27 protein-coding genes and 1 riboswitch are annotated in these 21,916 nt (G+C 45.4%); of the genes, 21 read left to right on the top strand and 6 right to left on the bottom strand.

The features are described 5' to 3' along the window. The first annotated feature begins 111 nt into the window (after positions 1 to 111). Positions 112 to 909, top strand: coding sequence for a sporulation transcription factor Spo0A (gene spo0A, locus GK047_RS09245; protein WP_163944586.1), 798 nt, complete (start codon positions 112 to 114; stop codon positions 907 to 909). A 689-nt stretch (positions 910 to 1,598) separates the two neighbouring features. Here spo0A and GK047_RS09240 read toward each other — a convergent pair. Beyond that, positions 1,599 to 1,694 carry a YjcZ family sporulation protein gene (locus GK047_RS09240; RefSeq protein WP_163944583.1) on the bottom strand — a complete coding sequence of 32 codons (96 nt, stop codon included), beginning with the start codon at positions 1,692 to 1,694 and terminating at the stop codon, positions 1,599 to 1,601. 276 nt (positions 1,695 to 1,970) lie between these two features. Here GK047_RS09240 and GK047_RS09235 point away from each other — a divergent pair, with 276 nt between their 5' ends. Further along, positions 1,971 to 2,618 carry a hypothetical protein gene (locus GK047_RS09235; RefSeq protein WP_163944581.1) on the top strand — a complete coding sequence of 216 codons (648 nt, stop codon included), beginning with the start codon at positions 1,971 to 1,973 and terminating at the stop codon, positions 2,616 to 2,618. A 113-nt stretch (positions 2,619 to 2,731) separates the two neighbouring features. Here GK047_RS09235 and GK047_RS09230 read toward each other — a convergent pair whose 3' ends face one another. Then, entirely contained in the window at positions 2,732 to 2,848 is a 117-nt protein-coding gene (locus GK047_RS09230) for a YjcZ family sporulation protein (RefSeq protein ID WP_163944578.1), read from the bottom strand. 287 nt (positions 2,849 to 3,135) lie between these two features. On the opposite strand from GK047_RS09230, the gene GK047_RS09225 reads away from it, so the two are divergent. The 3 genes from GK047_RS09225 (at position 3,136) to GK047_RS09215 (ending at position 5,221) form a co-directional block, all read left to right on the top strand. Beyond that, positions 3,136 to 4,224, top strand: coding sequence for an MBL fold metallo-hydrolase (locus tag GK047_RS09225; protein ID WP_163944575.1), 1,089 nt, complete (start codon positions 3,136 to 3,138; stop codon positions 4,222 to 4,224). Positions 4,225 to 4,226: 2 nt separating this feature from the next. Next, on the top strand, positions 4,227 to 4,706 hold the full coding sequence (locus tag GK047_RS09220) for an SRPBCC family protein (RefSeq protein ID WP_163944572.1): 480 nt from the start codon (positions 4,227 to 4,229) through the stop codon (positions 4,704 to 4,706). An 89-nt stretch (positions 4,707 to 4,795) separates the two neighbouring features. Then, entirely contained in the window at positions 4,796 to 5,221 is a 426-nt protein-coding gene (locus GK047_RS09215) for a hypothetical protein (RefSeq protein WP_163944569.1), read from the top strand. 64 nt (positions 5,222 to 5,285) lie between these two features. Here GK047_RS09215 and GK047_RS09210 read toward each other — a convergent pair whose 3' ends face one another. After that, positions 5,286 to 5,864, bottom strand: a complete 579-nt coding sequence (locus GK047_RS09210) for a guanylate kinase (RefSeq protein WP_163944566.1) — start codon at positions 5,862 to 5,864, stop codon at positions 5,286 to 5,288. Positions 5,865 to 6,080: 216 nt separating this feature from the next. Here GK047_RS09210 and GK047_RS09205 point away from each other — a divergent pair, with 216 nt between their 5' ends. The 11 genes from GK047_RS09205 (at position 6,081) to GK047_RS09155 (ending at position 17,156) form a co-directional block, all read left to right on the top strand. Continuing rightward, positions 6,081 to 6,269, top strand: coding sequence for a hypothetical protein (locus GK047_RS09205; RefSeq protein WP_163944563.1), 189 nt, complete (start codon positions 6,081 to 6,083; stop codon positions 6,267 to 6,269). Between the two features lie 43 nt (positions 6,270 to 6,312). Beyond that, a riboswitch (cobalamin riboswitch) is annotated at positions 6,313 to 6,512 on the top strand. Positions 6,513 to 6,653: 141 nt separating this feature from the next. Continuing rightward, positions 6,654 to 8,354 carry a precorrin-3B C(17)-methyltransferase gene (gene cobJ, locus GK047_RS09200; protein ID WP_163944560.1) on the top strand — a complete coding sequence of 567 codons (1,701 nt, stop codon included), beginning with the start codon at positions 6,654 to 6,656 and terminating at the stop codon, positions 8,352 to 8,354. 20 nt (positions 8,355 to 8,374) lie between these two features. Further along, a complete protein-coding gene (locus tag GK047_RS09195) occupies positions 8,375 to 9,337 on the top strand; it encodes a sirohydrochlorin chelatase (protein ID WP_163944557.1) in 963 nt (320 codons plus the stop codon). Continuing rightward, on the top strand, positions 9,334 to 10,110 hold the full coding sequence (gene cobK / locus GK047_RS09190; RefSeq protein ID WP_163944554.1) for a precorrin-6A reductase: 777 nt from the start codon (positions 9,334 to 9,336) through the stop codon (positions 10,108 to 10,110). The genes GK047_RS09195 and cobK overlap by 4 nt, the downstream gene beginning before the upstream one ends. A 5-nt stretch (positions 10,111 to 10,115) precedes the next feature. Further along, positions 10,116 to 10,766 carry a precorrin-8X methylmutase gene (locus GK047_RS09185; protein ID WP_163944551.1) on the top strand — a complete coding sequence of 217 codons (651 nt, stop codon included), beginning with the start codon at positions 10,116 to 10,118 and terminating at the stop codon, positions 10,764 to 10,766. Positions 10,767 to 10,774: 8 nt separating this feature from the next. Beyond that, on the top strand, positions 10,775 to 11,899 hold the full coding sequence (locus GK047_RS09180) for a cobalt-precorrin-5B (C(1))-methyltransferase (protein ID WP_163944548.1): 1,125 nt from the start codon (positions 10,775 to 10,777) through the stop codon (positions 11,897 to 11,899). A gap of 2 nt (positions 11,900 to 11,901) precedes the next feature. After that, positions 11,902 to 13,137: a precorrin-6y C5,15-methyltransferase (decarboxylating) subunit CbiE gene (gene cbiE / locus GK047_RS09175; RefSeq protein WP_163944544.1), complete on the top strand. Its 1,236-nt coding sequence runs from the start codon at positions 11,902 to 11,904 to the stop codon at positions 13,135 to 13,137. Then, positions 13,130 to 13,840 carry a precorrin-2 C(20)-methyltransferase gene (gene cobI / locus GK047_RS09170; RefSeq protein ID WP_163944541.1) on the top strand — a complete coding sequence of 237 codons (711 nt, stop codon included), beginning with the start codon at positions 13,130 to 13,132 and terminating at the stop codon, positions 13,838 to 13,840. Before cbiE ends, cobI begins: the two co-directional genes overlap by 8 nt. Continuing rightward, positions 13,841 to 14,617 carry a precorrin-4 C(11)-methyltransferase gene (gene cobM, locus GK047_RS09165; RefSeq protein WP_163944539.1) on the top strand — a complete coding sequence of 259 codons (777 nt, stop codon included), beginning with the start codon at positions 13,841 to 13,843 and terminating at the stop codon, positions 14,615 to 14,617. Then, positions 14,614 to 15,771: a cobalt-precorrin 5A hydrolase gene (locus tag GK047_RS09160; RefSeq protein ID WP_163944537.1), complete on the top strand. Its 1,158-nt coding sequence runs from the start codon at positions 14,614 to 14,616 to the stop codon at positions 15,769 to 15,771. Before cobM ends, GK047_RS09160 begins: the two co-directional genes overlap by 4 nt. Further along, positions 15,771 to 17,156: a cobyrinic acid a,c-diamide synthase CobB gene (locus GK047_RS09155; protein ID WP_163944535.1), complete on the top strand. Its 1,386-nt coding sequence runs from the start codon at positions 15,771 to 15,773 to the stop codon at positions 17,154 to 17,156. The genes GK047_RS09160 and GK047_RS09155 overlap by 1 nt, the downstream gene beginning before the upstream one ends. 56 nt (positions 17,157 to 17,212) lie before the next feature. On the opposite strand, the gene GK047_RS09150 is transcribed toward GK047_RS09155, so the two are convergent. Further along, positions 17,213 to 17,479 carry a hypothetical protein gene (locus GK047_RS09150; RefSeq protein ID WP_163944533.1) on the bottom strand — a complete coding sequence of 89 codons (267 nt, stop codon included), beginning with the start codon at positions 17,477 to 17,479 and terminating at the stop codon, positions 17,213 to 17,215. A 141-nt stretch (positions 17,480 to 17,620) separates the two neighbouring features. Between GK047_RS09150 and GK047_RS09145 the strand changes: the two genes are divergently transcribed. Together GK047_RS09145 and GK047_RS09140 are read left to right on the top strand one after the other, a co-directional pair. Further along, positions 17,621 to 17,869, top strand: a complete 249-nt coding sequence (locus tag GK047_RS09145; protein WP_163944531.1) for a hypothetical protein — start codon at positions 17,621 to 17,623, stop codon at positions 17,867 to 17,869. A 322-nt stretch (positions 17,870 to 18,191) separates the two neighbouring features. Then, positions 18,192 to 18,374 carry a hypothetical protein gene (locus tag GK047_RS09140; protein WP_163944529.1) on the top strand — a complete coding sequence of 61 codons (183 nt, stop codon included), beginning with the start codon at positions 18,192 to 18,194 and terminating at the stop codon, positions 18,372 to 18,374. Positions 18,375 to 18,433: 59 nt separating this feature from the next. On the opposite strand, the gene GK047_RS09135 is transcribed toward GK047_RS09140, so the two are convergent. Continuing rightward, positions 18,434 to 18,619 (bottom strand): hypothetical protein, encoded by a 186-nt coding sequence (locus GK047_RS09135; RefSeq protein ID WP_163944527.1) that lies wholly within the window; start codon positions 18,617 to 18,619, stop codon positions 18,434 to 18,436. Positions 18,620 to 18,749: 130 nt separating this feature from the next. Between GK047_RS09135 and steA the strand changes: the two genes are divergently transcribed. Genes steA through GK047_RS09120 form a run of 3 tightly spaced genes read left to right on the top strand, consistent with a single transcriptional unit; the run spans position 18,750 to position 21,525 of the window. After that, positions 18,750 to 19,910, top strand: coding sequence for a putative cytokinetic ring protein SteA (gene steA / locus GK047_RS09130; RefSeq protein WP_163944524.1), 1,161 nt, complete (start codon positions 18,750 to 18,752; stop codon positions 19,908 to 19,910). Then, complete coding sequence (locus GK047_RS09125; protein WP_163944521.1) at positions 19,907 to 20,638, top strand: glycosyltransferase family 2 protein; 732 nt, start codon at positions 19,907 to 19,909, stop codon at positions 20,636 to 20,638. The genes steA and GK047_RS09125 overlap by 4 nt, the downstream gene beginning before the upstream one ends. Next, positions 20,608 to 21,525: an MraY family glycosyltransferase gene (locus GK047_RS09120; protein WP_163944519.1), complete on the top strand. Its 918-nt coding sequence runs from the start codon at positions 20,608 to 20,610 to the stop codon at positions 21,523 to 21,525. The genes GK047_RS09125 and GK047_RS09120 overlap by 31 nt, the downstream gene beginning before the upstream one ends. 31 nt (positions 21,526 to 21,556) lie before the next feature. On the opposite strand, the gene GK047_RS09115 is transcribed toward GK047_RS09120, so the two are convergent. Beyond that, positions 21,557 to 21,826: a DUF2627 domain-containing protein gene (locus GK047_RS09115; protein WP_163945302.1), complete on the bottom strand. Its 270-nt coding sequence runs from the start codon at positions 21,824 to 21,826 to the stop codon at positions 21,557 to 21,559. Positions 21,827 to 21,916 lie beyond the last annotated feature (90 nt).

Genomic DNA, 21,916 nt, shown 5'->3' with positions numbered 1-21,916 from the left:
AAGAAAAGAAAAATAATTTTCGACAGAAGGAGTTTTAATTAGGGTGTCGAATACCTTACCTTATGAGAAAAATTACCAACTTGTACAAGTAGCTAAAAGGAGGATTTCAAGTTGCAAAAAATTCAGGTGCTGTTAGCAGATGATAATCGGGAATTTACCCATTTGTTATCGGAGTATATTGGTGAGCAAGAGGATATGGAAATTGTAGGTGTCGCGTACAACGGAAATGAAGTTCTTCGATTTGTAGAGCAGCAGCGAGATGTGCCAGATGTACTCATTTTAGATATTATTATGCCTCATCTAGATGGACTTGGCGTACTTGAGAAACTACGAGAAATGAATCTTCCAACTCAGCCGAAAATCATCATGCTTACTGCATTTGGTCAAGAGAACATCACTCAAAAAGCTGTTCAATTGGGCGCCTCCTATTACATACTGAAGCCATTTGATATGGAAACCTTAACGAATCGTATTCGCCAGCTTGTGTCCAACAACCAGGCATCAGCTACGACAACCGCATCCTCAAGAGCTAACGTTGTACATATGCCAAAAGGTAAAAATTTGGACGCTAATATCACCAGCATCATACATGAAATCGGTGTTCCTGCACATATTAAAGGATATCAATATCTTCGCGAAGCAATCACGATGGTTTATAACAACATCGAAATCCTTGGCGCAATTACTAAGACCCTGTATCCTGCGATCGCAGAAAAGTACAAAACAACCCCGAGTCGCGTCGAGCGTGCGATCCGCCATGCAATTGAAGTTGCTTGGACGCGCGGCAATATTGATAGCATTAGCTTTATTTTCGGATACACAATTAACATATCGAAGTCGAAACCTACGAATTCCGAATTCATCGCGATGGTCGCGGATAAATTGCGCATTGAGCATAAGGTTTCTTGAGAGGGTTAGAGTCTTTGCGTGGTAAGGGATTTGGGATTCTAGAGAACCGATCTAACTTGACAGATATACCAAGTAATAGCTTTTGAGTATCAACCCATTTTTTGGCTGAACAACTAATTCCTTCTATTCATTGGGTAGTAATTCAACTCGATGTATAGGAGGATTTTCTTTTTATGACACGGTACTCAATAGTAACTAAATTCGTTTTGGAAATTTGGATGAAAGAGAGATAATGCTTCACATGAAATCGTTGCGGAATGAGTATGTAAGAAGGAGATGATTGCATGGGTTTTACTTTAATAACTGCTTTAATTCAACTAAAGCTATATCTTATTAAATGAAGCAATTACTAGAAGATTACATGAAGAAAATTATCAGTAGTTTTAGTTTTATCCTGTATCAATTTGCTAAACTTGCTCTTGCGTAAAGACGTTTTAGCTAACTACAGTAACGATAATTTTTGGAATAAAGTATTTGGCAATAGGATATGGAGCGGTTTTATTGATGAGATTGCTATTAATTTAAAAGTGAATACTGGGTATTTTATCCAAATTGTTTCCCTTGGATGCTATCGTAACAAAAGAAAAATTTCCCAATTGGTCAATAAAAATTGTTTGTTCAATAAATAACTAAAAGGCTACCTGATCTTATACATGCAGGTAGCCTTTTAGTATTAATCATAATTCAAATTACCAAACGAAAGCACTTGTGATAATAACCAACAAGATGAAAAGCACCAAAATCGCTGTTGAGGAAGTGTAGCCAACACCGGCTAAGCTAGACATTCAAATCATCCTTCCTTTAATTAGTCTGTGCTACATGATTAGTATACGGTCTAAGCACATGATGGTTTGGGCGAAATAGGTGATTGTGCGTATGTCCCTGTTGCTTGAGATAAGTTCAAAGATATGAGGTTTGAGCACTGAAGTACGGCTCATTTCTTATGGGAATGTGACTGCGAATGCATGAACTTATGCATGAACCTTTGAAAGTGTGAATAAACATTTTGTAAGCGGTTAGAATGGCTACTAAAGACGCATTCTTTCAAAGGAGTATATTACATGACAAGAGCAACGAGAAATGATAGTTGGACTATTGAAAACGATGCTGCACTAGCAAAGACTGTGCTTAAGCATATTGGATCAGGTTCAACTCAATTAGCGGCATTCGAGGAAGCTGCAGACCTTCTTAAACGAACTTCTGCGGCCTGTGGCTTTAGGTGGAATGCCGAAGTAAGGAAACACTATGCGAGTGAAATTAAGAAGTCAAAGACTCAGCGTTTGAATAATTTAGCAGAAAGACAAGGTAAAAGGTCTATTGGTGGTGCTGCAAGATCAGGACAATCTGAGATTTACGTGACGGTATCGCAAATGGATTTAAATGGAACCCATCAAAATGAGCTTGTGAAAGATGATTTAGATCAAATTGTTCATCTAGCACAAAATCAAAAGGTGAAGCTAGACAATATAGTGAAACAGAATCAACGCTTACATGAACGATTGCTTGAAAAGGATAGTGAAATTGAGCATTTAAAGAGGCAACTCAACGAAGCAAAATCGCAACCAAGTGAGTTAACGGTTAATGAGGATTATAAGACATTGATGGATATTTTGAAGAGAGCTAGAAAAATTGGTGCAATGGATGAAGTCGAGAAGCAAAAACCAGCTTTTAAAATGGATGCTAGTGGAAATATAGAGATGCTTGGATGACCTGCTCTTAGGAGTGGGTTTTTTATTTGTGACGAGATAGAGGCATTACAGGCTGAATGAGCAGAAGGCCGCCTGCTGAATGCAGGTAGCCCTCTGAATTTTATAGAAGTTAATTACCAAACGAAGGCGCTTGTGATGATAACCAATAAGATGAAAAGTACCAAAATTGCTGCTGAAGAATTATAGCCAACGCCTGCTCCACAACCTGCACCAACTGCTGCGTAACCCATCCAAATCAACCTCCACGTGATTGTTTTGCACTACGTGATTAGCTTATGTTCATGGTCTACTGAGTGTATGGGCGAAGAGGATGAGTGTGCTTCTGTCCCTATAAGTATCAGCGAAGTCTCCATATTGCAATAATTACAACCAATGAATCAGGACTATTGATAAAAACATGGAACCATACGATGCATGTTTTCGTTGATACAAAGAGTAGAACACAATTTAGCGATGAATTAGTTATTTCTAATGGTCTTAAGCAAAATTAGAGTTGGAGGCAGAAACGGTGGTTTTAATGAGTACAATGATAGTAGTTGTTGGGTTAACTCTTTTTGGCATATTATTTATGCGCCTTTATCCCATTTTTGGCCAGAAACCGAGCAAGGAGAAAATAAGGACTTACAGACAATCTGAACATGTCGTTAACGGTAAATTTGTTAACCTATCCCCTATGAAAATGGATACGAGTATAATGACGACGATAGGCACTTTAATTGATTTTATAAAAGGGAATCCGAACAGACGGCCTCAAAGATATCTCCCGATGGAGCCGCCTAGATTTATGCCCAGTCAGTTAACACAGATTACGTGGTTCGGCCACTCCGCTTCGATGTTAATGATGGATGGGAAAACGCTATTGCTGGATCCCATGTTTGGAAGGACGCCATCCCCATTTCCCATTTTCGGGAAGCCGCGTTATAGTGGAGAAATGCCGTTTAAAATTGATGAATTTCCTGTCATTGATGCGATTCTCCTTTCACATGATCATTATGATCATTTGGATTATGAGTCTATTCAGAAATTAAAACATAAAGTGAAAAAGTTTCTGGTGCCCATTGGGGTTGGCAGTCATCTAGTAAGATGGGGAATTGCTCCTGACAATATTCAAGAGTGTGATTGGTGGGAAGAGCTTACTTATGAAGGGATCCATTTGGTATGTACCCCGGCTGTTCATTTTTCCGGTAGAAGTTTGACGGATCGCAATTCGACATTGTGGTGTTCTTGGGTAATTAATGGAGGCCAAACGAAAGTTTTTTTTAGTGGCGATAGCGGGTATGGCGCTCATTTCAAAAAAATTGGAGATAAGTATGGTCCATTCGACCTGACCTTAATGGAATGTGGTCAATATGATGAACGCTGGTCTGATATTCATATGATGCCAGAGGAAAGTGTTCAAGCACACTTGGATGTGAAAGGAAAGCTTATGATTCCTATTCATTGGGGGGCGTTTACACTGGCTTTGCACGACTGGACGGATCCGATTGAACGCGTTACGAGAGCGGCTGAAGTATACAAGGTGGCGATTGCAACGCCAAAAATTGGACAAACGGTTGTCGTGGATGTAGCTGAATATCCGAGAAGCGCTTGGTGGAGAGAAGGATAGCCGTGCCAATTCTACGATCGGAATTATGGATTCAAGCGTCTCGCGAAGTGTGTTTTGATTTGGCAAGAAGCATAGATGTGCATGCGGCATCAACCTCCCAGACGAAGGAGCGGGCGATAGGCGGCGTAACGGAAGGCATTATTGAGCTTGGACAAACCGTCACATGGGAAGCTGTCCATTTTGGTGTCAAACAACGATTGACAGCGAAAATAAGCGAAATGGAGTATCCGCGTTATTTTGTTGATGAAATGGTTTCAGGGGCATTTAAGCGATTTCGACATGTTCATGAGTTTGTGATTGTTGATGACGGCACGCTCATGATAGATACATTTGACTATACGTCGCCTCTAGGCTTACTTGGCAAGGTTGCTGATCAGTTGTTTTTGCAAGCCTATATGAGCAGATTTCTTGAAAAACGGAATATATACATCAAGCAGCTCGCCGAACATAAGCTGAGCGTTGGAGGAATCATAAAAGGATAAAAAAGTAAACAACTGGATACTGCATTCATGCCATGGTATTATGGATAAAGTCGGTAGTAAGAAGCAAGCAGGAGAGGTATAGATAACAGATGACAGAGAAAAAAAGTGAACGGAAATTTCATTTCTTGGGTGTGTTATTAGGAGTATGCGTCGATAATTTGGGAACGTTCGTAACATCAGCTCTAATTGGCAGCGCCTATTTCGCCACAAGCGAGGTAAGTCAGAATGATTTGAGTCAAATTTATTCAAACATTGGTTTATTACTACTTCTGATGGTAGTGGGGCTATTTTGGTCATTTTTTGGCGGCTTTGTGGCCGCGAAGGTTGCTAAACGAGCCGAATACTTCAACGCTTCGATTATTGGGGTCATTGGAGCAGCAATTGGATTCGATTCCATGCTGACCAATCGTGATGTTCCACTCTGGTATGAGCTGACTGGGTTCATAGTTATCGTACCTGTTTCTTTACTTGGCGGCTATTTGGCCTTGAAAAGGAAAAAGAAGGTATCCAAGTAAACCTAGGTAATAAATTAAAGAGACTCGGCGTTCACGCTGAGTCTCTTTTCTATAAACAGCTATTTTAACTGGTTGTTGTTGGCATATGAGAAAGCATGGCTGCCTTTACTTTGACAATGGTATCGTTCACTGTCATGTTTTCAAAAACGTGCTCGCATTCTTTTCGGTAGGACACTTCTTCAATGTAGTGATTCATATAGTGATCGATGACGTCCATTGGTGTGCTGCGTGCGAGTAGTCGCTCCAAAATCGTTTGTTTGCTTGCATAGATGAAAAGACGTACAGCCCTTTCACCATATTCATATTTAAAACGATTAGCAGCGTATCGATTCACAATGACATAAATGAGTCCATTCTCACTCATCGCTCGATTAATGTCCGCTTTTTTCGTCCCGTAAAAGTTTCCGTCGATTTCTACGGTTTGAAAAAATTCACCAGCCCGATCTGCTTCGATAAATGCATTCCGGGAAATGAAAGAGTAATCCGTGCCGTTGATTTCTTTGGGGCGTGGTGTTCTTGTTGTATAGGATACAACCGATGAGAAGCCGAGCTCTTTAGCAATTCGATGCGCAATGGTTTTGCGTCCTGAACCGCTTGTGCCTGTGAATACGAAAACTAATCCATCCGTTTTATGTCCGCTCATATGAAATCCTCCTCCAAAAATATTTGAAAGCGTTTCCGTTATAGATACATTATAGTACGAAAATTCAGATAATTAAAGAGGGAGTTTCAATAGTTTGTTCAGCAAGGTTCTCGAAACCTAATAATTGCGATATAATGGTAGTAGAAATTGTTATCGTTGGAAAGGATATTGTGAATGCCAAAATATGCAAATATAAGCGAAGAAGCAACAGAATTATTGAGACAAAAAACTGGCAGTAGTCAAGTGGCATGCTATACTTATATCGATCCTGAACAGGAAGAAAATAGTTTTTTTGTAGTGAAGACGACGAATAAAGTGATTCAAGTTAGCTTCTCTGAAATTACTTACAATCCCAGTAATTTCTCAAGCTTAATTGAAGGACTGTATAAAGCAATCTATGAATAATTGCGTGGACAAGCTTTTCGATAGATGATAGGATGGGGTTAATTGCATAGCAATGGAATTAGGTGCTATATGCGTAACGCATATAGTTAAAAGGGAAGACCGGTGAGAATCCGGCACGGACCCGCCACTGTTAAGATCACCCTAAACGGGTATCTTCTTACATATTGTCACTGGGTACTATACTCGGGAAGGCGTAAGAAGAACGATCGAAGTCAGGAGACCTGCCTATTTCTGCAACACGATTGCCTACGAGGAGTTAGGAAGTGTTAGAGAGCGGTTACTCCTGTGGGCTTCATCTTGATGTATCCACTAAGCATTTCTAACATGACCCATGTAGAAATGCTTTTTTTGATTTTCTTAAAGACGCAGAAAGGGTGAATCGCAATGTTAGGCAAATTGCTCATCATAGGCTTTGGTCCAGGTAGTTTTGAACACATAACGAAACGCGCGCGTGAAGCTATTCAAGAAAGTGATATCATTATCGGCTACAACACATATGTAGACTTGATTGCGGGTTTGTTGAACGATCAGCAGGTTGTACGAACAGGAATGACAGAGGAAGTAAGCAGAGCGCAAGAAGCTGTTCGCCAAGCGAAGTTAGGTAAAAAAGTAGCGGTTATTTCAAGTGGTGATGCCGGTGTATATGGGATGGCAGGACTTGTTTATGAGGTGCTGATTGAGCAGGGGTGGACGCAAGCAGAAGGCGTCGAAGTTGAAGTTATTCCCGGCATATCGGCGGTGCATTCTGCAGGATCACTGCTTGGGGCTCCCATTATGCATGATTCCTGCACAATCAGCTTGAGCGATCATTTGACCCCATGGGAATTAATCGCTAAGCGGGTAGAGGCTGCTGGGATGGCAGATTTTGTAATTGCCCTATACAATCCTCGCAGTGGGAGAAGAACACGGCAAATCGTCGAGACTCAGCGCATTTTGCTGCAGTACCGTTCTCCAGAAACACCAGTTGGAATTGTAAAAAGCGCGTACCGTGATCGTCAGCATGTCGTTGTAACGACGCTAGCTGATATGCTAAACCATGATATCGGTATGCTGACGACAATCATCATTGGAAATTCAGCAACGAAATTATATGACGGTCTGATGATTACTCCACGAGGTTATCAGCGGAAATATACGCTTGGCGCGGACATACAGCCGCTTAAGCCTCATCAACGACTACAAACTGAGGCGGAGCCATGGGCTTTGGAGCAAACGGAAGTGTTACCACTCCCACAAGCGACTTACGAAGAAGAGGATTGGGATGAGTGGGAGGAAGAAGCTGAGGTTTCGATAAAAGCATCAGCAAAATCTGTAGTCTCCTCAGCTGGTAGCCTTGCTTCAACTAGCTCTTTGCAATTAGCGATGGAAGCTCTTCAGCTAGTTACAAAAGGCAGTCAAACCGCATTACCTGAGTTCAGTCAAGCTTTGACTGCCACTCGATCCATTTTCGAATTTGCTGTGAGCCCGGGAATTGCAAACAAGAAACTGTCCGCTGTTCAACTATGCGCCTTAGGAGAAATTATTGGTGATCGTGGCGATATTGAGTATTCACCGCATCATCAACTTATTGTCCGCGTGCAAACAGAAGACCCGGGACTAATCACTTCTCAATTAAGTGAGCTGGGGCTTTTGCTATCACCGATCGGTGATGTGGCGCAGCTCAAAGCTTGTGATTTTTGCAATTTGGAAAAGGGGCAATCGATTCCTTATGCGGAAGCGATTCACAGCAGGATAGGAAATATGGAAGTTCCCAAGGAACTGAAAATTGGCTTCAACGGCTGTGGAATGGCTTGTTACGGGGCTGTACAGCAAGATATCGGAATCGTCTATCGTAAAGAGAAGTTTGATTTGTTCTTAGGCGGAAAAACAGTTGGTCGAAATGCACATCCTGCTCAGCCCGTTGCGGAGGGTATAGAGCCGGATCAACTCGTTGATTTGGTGGTCAGAATTGTGGAGCGTTACAAGACGGAAGGCCATCCGAATGAACGGTTTCATAAATATTTTAAACGTGTGAAGGAAATTGAAGGGTACAGACATCAAGAAATGGTTGGATTTGTGATTGAAAATGCCATTTGCGGTGACTAGGAAGTAGGAGGAGTTTGAGGATGAATGCAGTTTTATTTGTAGGGCATGGAAGTAGAGACAACGAAGGTAATGAGGAAGTTCGACGTTTTATTGCGGAAATTGCGGCTAAAATGCAAGGACAAATTGTGGAGACTTGCTTTTTAGAATTCGTTGAGCCGACCATTATGCAGGGAATTGATCGTTGTATCGAGCTTGGTGCGTCACGCGTTGTTGTTATTCCTATTATTTTATTTTCTGCTGGACATGCAAAAATTCATATTCCATCAGCAATTGATGATGCTAAGATCAAATATCCATTCGTTAAATTTACATATGGCAGACCGATTGGTGTCCACGATCAAATCTTAGATATTTTGACGTCAAGAGTAGGCGACGTGGGTATCGACTCGAATGAAGAGCTTGAGGAGACTGCATTATTAATTGTCGGGCGCGGAAGCAGTGATCCCGATGCGAATAGTGATTTGTTTAAAATATCTCGCTTGTTTTGGGAAAAACTTAAAGTGAAATGGGTTGAAACAGCGTTCATCGGAGTGACGGCGCCACTCATGGATGCAGGTATTGAAAGGTGCATAACGCTTGGAGCAAAACGAGTTGTTATTTTGCCATACTTTTTATTTACAGGTGTATTGATTCAACGTATGGAGCTGATGGTTCAAGGGTTTCAAGAGAAATACGCCGAGCATGAATTTCAAATGGCGCCTTACTTTGGTTTCCATCCCCTGCTTCAAGAGATTTTGATCGGTCGGGCGCAGGAAGCGCTTCAAGACGAAGTCAAAATGAACTGTGATATGTGCCAATATCGCTTGGAAGCGATGAAGCATATTGATCATCATCACCACGATCATGAAGGCCATCACCACGACCACGATCATGATCACGAACACGACCATGATCACGGACATCATCATGAGCACGATCATGATTCTCACGACAAACATAATCATGACCATGATCATGCACATACAGGAGGAGGCAAGCGATGATCCTCGTTCTTGCAGGTACGAGCGACGCCAGGGAACTGGCGCTGCGCATTCGCTCTGCGGGCTACTCTGTTCTTACAACGGTCGTGACTGAAAGCGCCGCTAAGAGCATGGAAGCTGAGCAGCTTCCCGTGCAGGTTGGCCGGTTAACTGTCGACGACATGCAGCAGCTTATTCGTGATAAAGGGGTACGTATCGTAGTCGATGCGACCCATCCTTTTGCCGAGGAAGCTTCAAAAAACGCCATGGCGGCATCTCAGGAAGCTCAAGTGCCGTATGTGCGTTTCGAAAGACAAAGCTTGAGCATTGAACAAGGTGCGTTGATTACGACAGTAGATGATTACAAACAAGCGGCTGAGTTAGCAGCCGAAAAACGGGGCAGCATTATGTTGACCACGGGAAGCAAGACGCTTAAAATTTTCGCAGATCGCCTTATCGGTCTGCCCGATACAACCTTGATCGCTCGGATGCTCCCGCGTAAAGACAATATGGAGAAATGCGAGGAGCTTGGTATTGAGCAGAAAAACATAGTTGCTATGCAAGGGCCATTCTCCAAAGAGCTGAACAAAGCACTCTACGAGCATTATCATGTAACCTTAATGATTACGAAGGAAAGCGGAAAAGTCGGAGCTGTGGATGAAAAGTTGGAAGCGGCCCTCGAAATGGGAATCCCTAGCATTGTGATTGGCAGACCGGGACTTGAGTATGGCAATCTCTATACGGAATTCGAAGGTGTCATTCAATACATTGAAGCTCAAATTCAAAAGGAGGCGTAATAATTATGGAATTCCATACAGACTTTAAACCGCTAACTGTGCAGCCGCAGGAGATTGAAGAGAAAAGCTTCGAAATGATTACAGAGGAGCTGGGCGAACACGATTTTACAGATGAGCAATACCCTGTTGTGCAGCGGGTTATTCATGCTTCGGCGGATTTCGAACTTGGACGCAGTCTGGTGTTTCATCCACGAGCGATTGAAGCCGGTATTGCTGCTATTCGGGCAGGGAAAATTCTCGTAGCAGATGTACAAATGGTACAAGTAGGAATCAGTAAACCGAGAATTGAGCAATTCGGCGGCGAAGTGAAAGTATACATCTCTGATGCGGATGTAATGGCAGAAGCGAAGCGATTGAACACGACGCGTGCGATCATTTCTATTCGCAAGGCGATTGAAGAAGCGCAAGGAGGCATTTTTGCTATTGGGAACGCCCCAACAGCTTTGCTAGAACTGATCCGTCTTGTTAAGGAAGGTATCGCTAAGCCAGGGCTTATTGTTGGTGTTCCGGTCGGTTTCGTGTCTGCAGCTGAATCGAAGGAAGAATTATTGAAGCTGGATGTGCCGTTTATAACGAACGTCGGCCGTAAAGGCGGTAGCCCTGTCGCTGTCGCAGCAGTCAACGCGCTGTCGATCATGGCGGCGCGCAAGGAGTAACGCGCACTATGGAAGAGCAACCGGGCAAGCCGCTGCGCCACGGTTATACGACAGGCTCTTGCGCAACCGCAGGAGCCAAAGCCGCGCTGCTGGCGCTTATCGAGCAGGCGCCGCAAGTGTTAGTGCACATCCGTATCCCCATCGGGGAGACGGTTGCTTTTGTTTTACACAGCAGCACGTATACGCAGCAGTGGGGGGAAGTCACCGTCATCAAGGACGGTGGGGATGATCCCGATGCGACGCACGGCGCAGAAATCGTCGTGCGGGTAAGCTTCCGCGCCGAGCCTGGCGTCGGCATCGATGGGGGCGTCGGCGTCGGGCGGGTGACGAAGCCCGGACTACCCGTCGATGTCGGTCAAGCGGCCATCAACCCAGTCCCGCGAAAAATGATTCGCGAGACTGTGCAAGAGGTGCTTGACCAATACGACATTGGGCACGGCGTCGACGTGCTTGTATCGGTTCCGGCTGGCGAAGAGATCGCCAAGAAGACGCTGAACGGGCGTCTGGGCATTCTCGGCGGCATTTCGATTCTCGGAACCCGTGGTACCGTTGTCCCCTTTTCAACAGCAGCCTATAAGGCCAGCGTGGCGCAGGCTATTCGCGTAGCAGTCAAGTGCGGCTGCGACCATATTGTACTTTCAACGGGTGGTCGGACGGAGACATTCGGAATCTCGCTGTATCCGGAGCTTTCTGAGGAAGCTTTTGTAGAAATGGGCGATTTTGTTGGCTTTGCTTTAACCCAATGTCAAAGACAGGGCATACGTAAGGTAACGCTTGTTGGTATGATGGGCAAGTTCTCTAAGGTTGCGCAGGGCGTGATGATGGTGCATTCCAAGAGCGCTCCAGTCGATTTCGGTTTCCTGGCGCAGGTCGCTATCGAATCCGAGGCGTCCGAGGCGCTTGTTGACGAAATTAGAGGAGCCAATACAGCTTCACAGGTCGGCGATTTAATGGCGGCAGGCGGATATTTACGTTATTTTGAGCGTTTATGCGAGCGCTGCTGCGATGCTGGGTTGCAAGAGGTAGGACGAGATGGCTTCGATTTGATCGAAACCTTTATTATTTCCATGAAAGCCGAGCTACTAGGGAAAGCGGCTAGATATAACTATGGCAAGATGGGGGAGAACGGATAAGCATGAGTAAGCCAATTAAAATGATAGGCATCGGCGATAATGGTCAAGGCAGTTTACTGCCACAGTACGTAAAATGGATTGAGGAGAGCGAAGTGCTCGTAGGCGGCGAGCGCAGCCTGGCTTTTTTTCCTGATTATCGCGGGCAGAAGCTAGTCATTAAAGGAAGCTTGTCTGAGCTAATGGATCAGCTGAAAAGTGAAGAGCGTTCCCTTGTCATTTTGGCTTCGGGAGACCCGCTTTTTTATGGGATGGGGGGGTACGTGTCCAAAAAACTGGAAAGCGTATCCTTTTATCCGCATACCAGTTCTGTTCAATTAGCATTCGCACGAATGGGTGAAAGCTGGCAGGATGCCTATGTAACGAGTGTACATGGACGTACGATGAAGGGGCTGGCACAACGAATGGATGGGAAAGACAAAATTGCGCTGCTAACGGATGAGACGAATACACCGAGCGTAATTGCGGCCTATTTACTTGCATTTGGCATGACGGAATATGCGGTATTTGTCGCTGAAAACCTAGAGGGCGAGGAGGAGCGCTGCGGCTGGTACACGTTAGAACAGCTGCTTTCCAGCACGTTCTCACCGCTTAACGTTGTTATTCTGAAGAAACAATTTGCAGGTCCTACGTGGTCCATCGGCATTGAGGATGATCAATTCGCTCAGCGCAAACCGGATAAAGGGTTAATTACGAAGAAGGAAGTTAGGGTGCTTAGCTTAAGTCAAATGGGTTTGCAGCCTGACAGTGTCGTCTGGGATATTGGAACTTGTACGGGTTCTGTTGCGATTGAGGCGGCTCGGATTGCACGAGACGGATCGGTTTTTGCGATTGAGAAAAATGAGGATGATCTGAAAAACTGTTTGGAGAACAGCATCAAATTTCGTGTAGACATCACGGCTGTGCAAGGAAGAGCGCCGAAAGGCTTGGAGGCGTTTCCTGATCCGAACGCCATCTTCATTGGCGGAAGCGGCGGCGAGATGCAAGAACTATTGGAGCTTTGCAGCACACGGCTTCAGCCGGGTGGCAGAATCGTGTTGAACGCAGCAACAATAGAGACGCTCTACGAAGCAGATCAGACATTTACTAAGCTAGGGTTCGATGTGACCGTTACGTTAGTGCAAGTGTCCCGTAGCAAACCGATTTTACATATGAAGCGCTTTGATGCGCTTAATCCGATTTACATTATCACGGCTAAGCACAAGCAAGCGGATGCAGAGGAGGTCAACAACGGTGAGTAAACTTGGTACTTTGTATGGTCTGGGTGTAGGGCCAGGAGACCCGGAGTTAATTACGGTTAAGGCTTTTCGTTTGCTAAGAGAATGTCCCGTTATTGCTTACCCGAGAAAGAAGCGTGGAGCGAAGAGTTACGCGCTTGCGATTACGGAGTTATACGTCAACACCGAGCAAAAAGAGATGATGGGGCTTACGTTTCCGATGACAAGGGATCGGGAAGCGCTTGAATTACAATGGACGAAAACTGTCGAAAGCGTTTATGGTCATCTATCGGAAGGCAAAGACGTCGCCTTCGTGACGGAGGGTGATCCTATGATCTACAGTACCTATATCCATCTTATGCGACTGATGAATGAGCGGCACCCAGAGGTTAAAGCGATTTCGATTCCGGGCATTTCTTCGGTCAATGCTTCAGCTTCCAGACTTGGACTTCCGATGGCTGACGGCGATGAACAGATCGCCATTGTTCCGGCGGTTGAAGATTATGACAAAATGCGCAAAGCGATTGAAGAACATGATTGCATTGTTTTCATCAAAGTAGCCAAGGTTATTGATCTTATGCTAACGGTATTGCGTGATTTAGGGCTTGTTGAGAAGGCCTCGGTGATCACGAAGGTAACTTCTTCGGAAGAAGAGATTTGGCGCAATGTGGCGGAACTTCAAGGACGGGAATTGGAATATTTAACCTTAATGGTGGTGAGAAAATAGATGAAATTATATATCATTGGCGCGGGTCCCGGCGATCCTGATTTAATTACGGTTAAAGGCTTGAAGCTGTTGCAGCAAGCTGATGTAGTGATGTACACGGACTCCCTTGTGAATGAAGAACTAATTGCCAAGGCAAAGCCGGAAGCGGAAGTCTTGAAAAGCTCTGGGATGGAGCTTGTTGAAATGGTCGGTATCATCGTTGACCGCCTTAAGCAAGGCAAGATGGTCGTCCGCGTTCACACAGGCGATCCCGCAATGTTTGGAGCGACGATGGAGCAAATTGCTTTACTTCGCAAAGAAGGTATTGGATACGAAATCGTCCCAGGCGTCAGCTCCGTCTTCGCTTCAGCAGCCGCTGTGGGTGCCGAACTGACGATTCCGGATCTCACGCAAACGGTCATTCTGACACGTGCGGAAGGGCGCACGCCAGTTCCTGAGCTGGAGAAGCTGCGCGATCTAGCATCGCATCACTGTACAATTGCATTGTTCCTGAGCGCGACGTTAATTAAAAAAGTCGTTGGCGATCTGGTTGAAGCGGGTTGGAGCGAAGAGACGCCTGTAGCGGTTGTGCAACGTGCAACTTGGCCGGATCAGCTGATTGTTCGCACGACTGTGGGACATCTAGAAGAAGATATGCGCAAGAACGGTATCCGTTCCCATGCGATGATACTGGCGGGATGGGCCTTGGATCCAGAAATTCACGGTAAGGAAGAGTACCGTTCCAAGCTCTACGACAAGTCGTTCACGCATCGATTCCGTAGAGGTGTTAAGCCATGACGATTGTATTGAGCGAAGGCATCGTGCCTCCTATTCACCAACAAGGCGAGTATGCCATCGTAGCCATTACGAAGCATGGCGTAGAGTTGGCTCGTAAGCTGAATGAGCAAATGAGCGGTACTGATGTATACTACATGAGTAAATTTGCCAAGGGCGATGAAGAGCAACGCTCCATTCAGCTATTTGAGGGTAGTGTGCGGATGTTATTTCCTGCGTTATTTCCTGCCTATCAAGGACTTATTATTATTATTTCATTGGGGGCAGTCGTTCGAATGATCGCGCCGCTCCTACAAGATAAGAAGAAAGACCCTGGCATTGTAGTTATTGATGACAAAGGGGAGCATGTTATTAGCGTGCTATCGGGACATCTTGGTGGCGCTAATGAGCTCACGCACGAGGTCGCAGCGGCCCTAGATGCTAAAGCTATTATTACAACCGCTTCCGATGTGCAAAAGACGATACCGGTCGACCTTTTTGGTCGCCGGTTCGGTTGGATATGGGAATCTGCCGACAAGCTAACGCCTGTCAGCGCGGCGGTCGTCAATGAGGAGCAAATAGCCGTTATCCAAGAATCGGGCGAACGCAACTGGTGGACGCACGATCGGGCTATTCCACCCAACATTCAACGTTATGAAAGTATCGAAGCAGGCCGTGCTAGCAAACCGAATGCGGTTCTGCTCATATCCCATCGATTGCTCTCACTAGAGGAACAATCCATTTTGCAAAATGGCGTGTTATATCGTCCTAAAGTCATTGTTCTTGGGGTCGGCTGTAACCGTGATACATCCGCTGAGGAAATTGAGGCGGTGATTCACGAAACCTTGGAAGAGCTCGCTTTTTCCATCAAAAGTGTAAAAGCCGTCTGTACGATTGATTTGAAAAAAGACGAGGAAGGCTTACTTGAGATCACTCGAAAATATGGCTGGGAATTTGTTCATTATTCAGCCACAGAGCTTAATGTGGTTCCAATCGAAGCGCCTTCTGAAACAGTATACAAATTTACGGGCGCTTATGGGGTAAGCGAGCCTGCGGTGAAGCTTTACACGGGGAACAAACAGCTTGAGCTGGTGAAGAAGAAATCAGGCAACGTTACCCTATCAGTCGGTTTAGTGGACTTTCGCACACCGGTTCAATTAGAGCTAGGAGGGAAGTAATGCAGCGTCGGATTGTTATCGCAGGTACAGGCAGCGGTGTAGGCAAGACTACGCTTACGATTGGTCTCATGGCCGCTTTACAGCAGAGAGGGCTTGTCGTTCAAGGATTTAAGTGTGGTCCCGATTATATTGATCCTACCTATCATACAGCGGTGACGGGGAGAGCATCACGTAATTTGGATTCATGGATGGTTGGGCGCGAAGTGATGAAGGAGATTTATCAGCGCGGCAGTCAAGGCGCGGATATTTCTTTGATTGAGGGCGTCATGGGTATGTACGATGGTAAAAATCCGCTAACCGATGAAGGCAGTACAGCCGATATTGGACGCATTCTGGATACGCCTGTGTTGCTTGTCGTCAATATTGCAAGTATGGCTCGAAGTGTGGCTGCGATTGTGAAGGGATTCCAGCAGTTCGGTCAGGGTGACCGTATCGTGGGCGTGATCGCCAATCGTGCCGGCAGTGAGGGACATTACAAGATGGTGAAGCAAGCCATTGAACAAGAATGTGGCATTCCCGTCATCGGTTACTTGCCGCGTGATTCAGCCATTGAGCTTCCTGAACGACATCTGGGGCTTGTTCCTTCCATTGAAAGAGGGGAGATGCGGCCATTTTTCGATAAACTGGTTGAGCGGATCTCAAAGTACATCGATTTGGAACAGTTGTTGGCGTTAGCTGAATGCAAGCCTTTGGAAAGCAGATCTTCGTTATTCCAAAAGGGTGAGCCATCTCTGGTCAAACGGGCCAAAATCGCGGTAGCCAAAGATTCGGCCTTTCATTTCTACTATCCCGAGAATTTGGAGCTGCTAGAAGCTAACGGAGCTGAAATCGTCTATTTCTCTCCATTGGCAGGTGAAGATGTCCCACAAGATGCAGATGGTTTGTATATCGGAGGCGGGTTTCCCGAGGAATTTGCACAGCAGCTTGCTGCGCAAGAACAAGTGAAAGTCTCGATCAGACAACGGATTGGGCAGGGAATACCTACACTTGCTGAATGCGGTGGTTTCATGTATTTGACGGAACAGATCGCGAATACCGCGGGTGAAGTTTTCCCGATGGTGGGTCTCATCCCCGGGCAAGTCGTTATGCAGTCGAAGTTAGCTGCGCTTGGTTATCGAGAAGTGGAGGGGACAGAAGGTAATTTTTTACTCCCTCAAGGAGCGAAGGCTCGTGGACATGAGTTCCATTACTCGACTTTCCAACAGAATGAAGGCGTTGAACTCCCGGCCGCTTTTCAATCCAAAGGAAGGCTCGGAACGAAAGCCGAAGGGTTCATTGGAGAGAACATCGTCGCAGGCTACACGCATCTTCATTTTGCATCTCAGCCTCAACTGGTACATACATGGATCGCTGCTTGTGAGCAGTATAGAAGGAGTCGCGAATAAGACAAAACCCCCTAGCGAATGAAATCGATTAGGGGGTTTTGTCTGTAGTCGTGCGATTATTTTATGTAAGGCATCGCTTGATCTGCAATCGTTTGTTTATAACGATCAAGACAGTTGCAAAGGTAATCTTTGCGGCAGATCGGGCAAGGTTCTTTCATTAATCTATTCAAGTTCGTCACTTTACCAATTCCAGTTTCAGCATCTCTTTCGAAAAAAAGACGGCATTGGTTCCGGTCTTTCAATGAGACGACGACTTCAAAAAGACCATTTTTTTTGTTATCACTGACTATTTTTGCATCAATAACTTGCGGATCGTAAGCCATTATGTAATTCCTCCTCAAAACTTGCATCACCTCAATAGGGATCTTTGATCGATATCAAAGTTTTACCGTACTTTATTAGCTTGGGTGCATTAGTATATTATATAAATAAAAAAGATTTTATTCAATAGGAGGCTGAGTCCCGTGATTATTGATTATTGCGAGCAAGAGATTGTGGAGGAGAAGATGCTTGTGCATATCGGATTTCAATTCGAGGACGAGCCGGATTCGCTTTACGTGGCTGAGTTGAGCCTAGACAATGACGGATATGTAAGCGCTTGGACCTTGTTTTTTAACGGTTTTGATTGCAAATATACATTCCGTCAGGAAGAAAAGGAACATTTCATTCATTATGCGCAGGAACAAGGCATTTCCATCCGCCAAAAGGCATGAAAAAAGGAATCATCACCCTGCAAGCGGCTGAGATTCCTCATTTGGTGTTTATGGATTTGGCGATGGCGTAATTCAGGTAAGGTAGGCGTCATCTTAGAAATCGGGTTTGTTCCGTTCCAGTTTAGTCGATTCATAGTAGGATCAAGCTTACCTTCTCGCAAGTGCTGCTTGCGTTTTTTTTGAGCAGATGATAGTGACATCAAGTTTCCTCTTTTCATTAATTTATTTTGTCTTGCATGTTCATTGTAAAAAACAATTGGGGGGACGGCAATGGAAAGTTTTCTTTATACACATATGGCCGTTTCCGGAAAAAGGTGAAGGCATGCGTATTCAGATTCAATTATCGGTAGCTGGACAGTCGGTTAAGCAGGATGTGCTTGAAATTGCGGAACAAAAGCTTGGCGAGTTAACGGATGAAGAGATCGAAAGCGCCATCGAAATTAAGATTCGGACCTGGGTCGATCAGATGATTCAGGTCGAGTGGGAAGTCGTAGATTCTGATTGAAAAAGCTCCGGAACAGGTCAATTCCCGTTTCGGAGCTTTTGTATGCGGACCTACTTATGTTAATGGACGATTGTTGAGACACCAGTTTTTTGCAGGGCATGTTCCCAGCTAGGGTAATAATATAAGGCGTTTTTCATCAAATCGGGGTGCAATTTCTTCACGTTTTTTTTAGCTAATGACTCTCCGTTGCTGTGAAGCTGTACAATATGGCCTAGAACTTCGTCTGCACTCATGTTTAGCTCCATAGGTTCTCCTCCTTTACTGAAAGATCTTAAACCAATGCTTGCCAATCGAAAGGTAAATTATACATAGAATAAGGCAGTTGAGGGTAAAATAAGGCTACTATGAGGCGAAAAGGAAAGTCGGTGTTTATTCATGAATTGGCCTTCTTTGTCATTGTTTTCCTCGAAGCCGCAGCCGCTTTGTAAGGGAAAGGTTCGTTTGGGAGCAGTTACGAAAGTTTTACTTCGGGACTTGCCCTCAGGGAGAATTGTCGTGCTTCAGCATCGCGATCTGGATGAGGTTATTGCGCAGGAATTAATTGATTGTAAAGTCAAGGCCGTGATTAATTGTAAACAAACAATGAGCGGTACCTATCCGACGCAGGGGCCTCTGATGCTCATCCAGCAAAACATTCCAATTTGGGAGGTAGATCTGGATACTTTTCATACATTTAATGAGCATTGCGACATAAGTATTTATGAACACGACATCCGCTTTCAAGAAGTCTGCATCCCATGTAAAGCTTTTACAAAAGAAGACTGGTTAATTCAACATCAACGAGCCACGAACAATGTATCGCAACTTTTGTCTCAGTTCATTGATAATACATTAACCTTTGCTATGCAGGAAAAAAATACAGTTCTGGAACCATTGCCCTTGCTTGAGCTTCGAACAGAGCTCGAAGGGAAGTTCATCTTGGTCGTGTCTAGAGGTCGAGGCTATAAGCGAGATTTGCAGGAAGCAAAGGCATTTATCCGTGAAACAGAGCCTATATTAATAGGGGTGGATGGCGGGGCTGATGCGCTACTGGAATGCGGGTTTCGGCCGAATCTTATCATTGGTGATATGGACAGTGTGACGGACCGCGCGCTCACTTGTGGAGCAGAGCTGGTTGTACATGCTTATCAGGATGGAACGGCGCCGGGAATGGCTAGAGTTGATGAGCTTGGGCTAAAAGCTCATATTTTCCCATGTTTTGGAACCAGTGAAGATGCCGCGCTGCTTCTTGCCAATGAGAAACGAGGGGAGTGGATCGTGACCGTAGGCGCTCATACCCATATGATTGACTTCATGGAAAAGGGGAGGGAAGGGATGGGAAGTACGCTCCTTGTTCGGATGAAAATAGGGGCGAGAGTCGTGGACATCAAAAATATAGGCGTTTTGTTTCGGCCTGCGTCGTCCAAATTGAAAGAGGTTTCGGTTACATTGTTGTTATCTCTAGGGCTCATCGCACTCGGCTTACTACAAATGCATTGGATAACAAGACGAATCTCTCATTTGGTATGGCAATGGGATTGGGGCTGGTTGGGATGAAACCGCAAATTTCCATTATAATTCCTGCTTGGAATGAAGAACTAACCATCTTTCGGACACTTCGTTATTTGAAAGAAAATGCCGAGCTTTTGTGGGAGGATGAGCTCATCTATGAAATTATCGTCGTTGATGATGGCAGCAGCGACAGAACGTATGAGATAGCTTGGCCATGGGCAGACAAGTTGGTTAGACACAGTAAGCGCCTTGGCAAAGGGGCGGCGCTTCAGTCTGGTATTGCCAAAGCCCGTGGCAAGGTGTTGTTGTTCCTGGACGCCGATGTTCAGGCATCGGCGGGGTATGCCCTTGCTCTGATAGAGCCGCTGCTTCGATGCGAAGCCGATATGGCAATCGCAAAGCTGCCGTTTTCCCCAGCCAGAGGAGGCTTTGGTCTCGTCAAGGGCTTAGCGCGCCGCGGTATCTTTCGTCTCAGCGGCTATAAGACTGCTGCTCCCTTGTCTGGACAACGCGCGGTACGCGCGGATTGTCTACGGGAGCTGGGGCGATTCTCACGCGGCTTCGGCGTGGAAGTCGCAATGACGATCGATGCGGTGCGCTGCGGTCTGCGCATCGTCGAACTTGACGTACCCATCTCTCACAGGCAAACGGGAAGAGATTGGCCTGGCTTCGTTCACCGCGGCAAGCAATTCGTCGCGGTGGGGGTGGCGCTGCTGACTCGTTGGAAGGAGCGAAAGCCAGCATGGTCCTCATCGGATCGCTCTTCGATCTGATCGTGCTGATCGTGCTAGGACGATGGTTCCTGCCGCACGTCCAGCGTTTCCTAGAGGCGCATGGCCGCACAGAGTCGAACTACCTGGGTATCCCGATTGCACGAGGTATGGGGATTGTGTTGTGGCTGCTGATTTGGTCACAGGAGATCATTCTCATGTTAGTACTGTTAGTAGAACCATTTCGAGTTACGCTAACGATGCGGGAAGGCTTCCTCGCAAATGAAACCAGCATCGGCCGTGCAGTAACCTTACTTGAGTCAAATTATCGCATGTTTATGTTTGCCGCGACGTTCATCTTCTTGCTTGGTTGGACAGATGATCTTTTAGGCAGTAAGTCCGTGAAGGGGTTAAAGGGCCATTGGCGATATTGGCGGGACAAGCGAGTTATTTCTACGGGAGTGGTTAAAGCTTTAGGAACGCTGAGCGTAGCTGCTTGGCTGCTGATCGCGACGAGAAATGGAAAAATCCCCATCTGGGAGATGGGGATTGAACTACTTTTACTCGTGCTGATCACGAATTCCATGAACCTGCTTGATGTTCGTCCAGGGCGTTCTTTGAAGGTTTTTATTTTTACTTCCCTTGGTCTGGTGCTAGTGTTTGGAGGTAAGCATCAACTGCACCTTTTTCCCATTACGCCAGTCCTTATCGGTGGATTTCTTCTATACCGGCACGATGTACAGGCTAAAGGCATGCTTGGAGACGCGGGAGCGAACCTGCTTGGATTTACACTTGGGTACGGATTTATTACGGTAGGCCCGCTAGGACTCAAGATTTTCATGCTAGTGGTACTAATTTATTTGCATCACCGTGCTGAAACGAGCTCATTAACACGTTTGATCGAACAGAACAAATTTTTGAATTGGTTGGATCGATTAGGCCGAACTTAGTGTTCGGCTTTATTTGGTTAGCGGGGACCTGCTAATTGATTTTTTTCGAGCGTTTTGCTTTAAACCTAGGGGCGACATAATTACGTTTGCGATCACGGAAAAATGTCCAACCTCCAATAAAAGCAACGCCGATGAGGAACAAAATAAGCCCAAGGGTAAATTTTGCCCAGAGGACATGCCCAATATCCGTATTGAATTGGGCGAAAACGGCATCCTTCATAGCCAGAAATCCGTAAGTAGCGGTTATGCCTGGAATAACAAGGAGGAGAATGGCAACAAATCGATAAAATGGGGCTTTCATAAAGACTCCTTCGTTGTTTTTCAAATGTTTTCTATCATCATACTCTGAAACTGTTTTCGTGTCTAATTCACAAATAAGACTATGATTTCG

The sequence above is a fragment of the Paenibacillus sp. SYP-B3998 genome (genome assembly GCF_010820665.1).
Lineage (GTDB): Bacteria > Bacillota > Bacilli > Paenibacillales > NBRC-103111 > Paenibacillus_E.
Note: the sequence above shows the minus strand (reverse complement) of the source record. Positions and strands in the feature narration are given on the sequence as shown.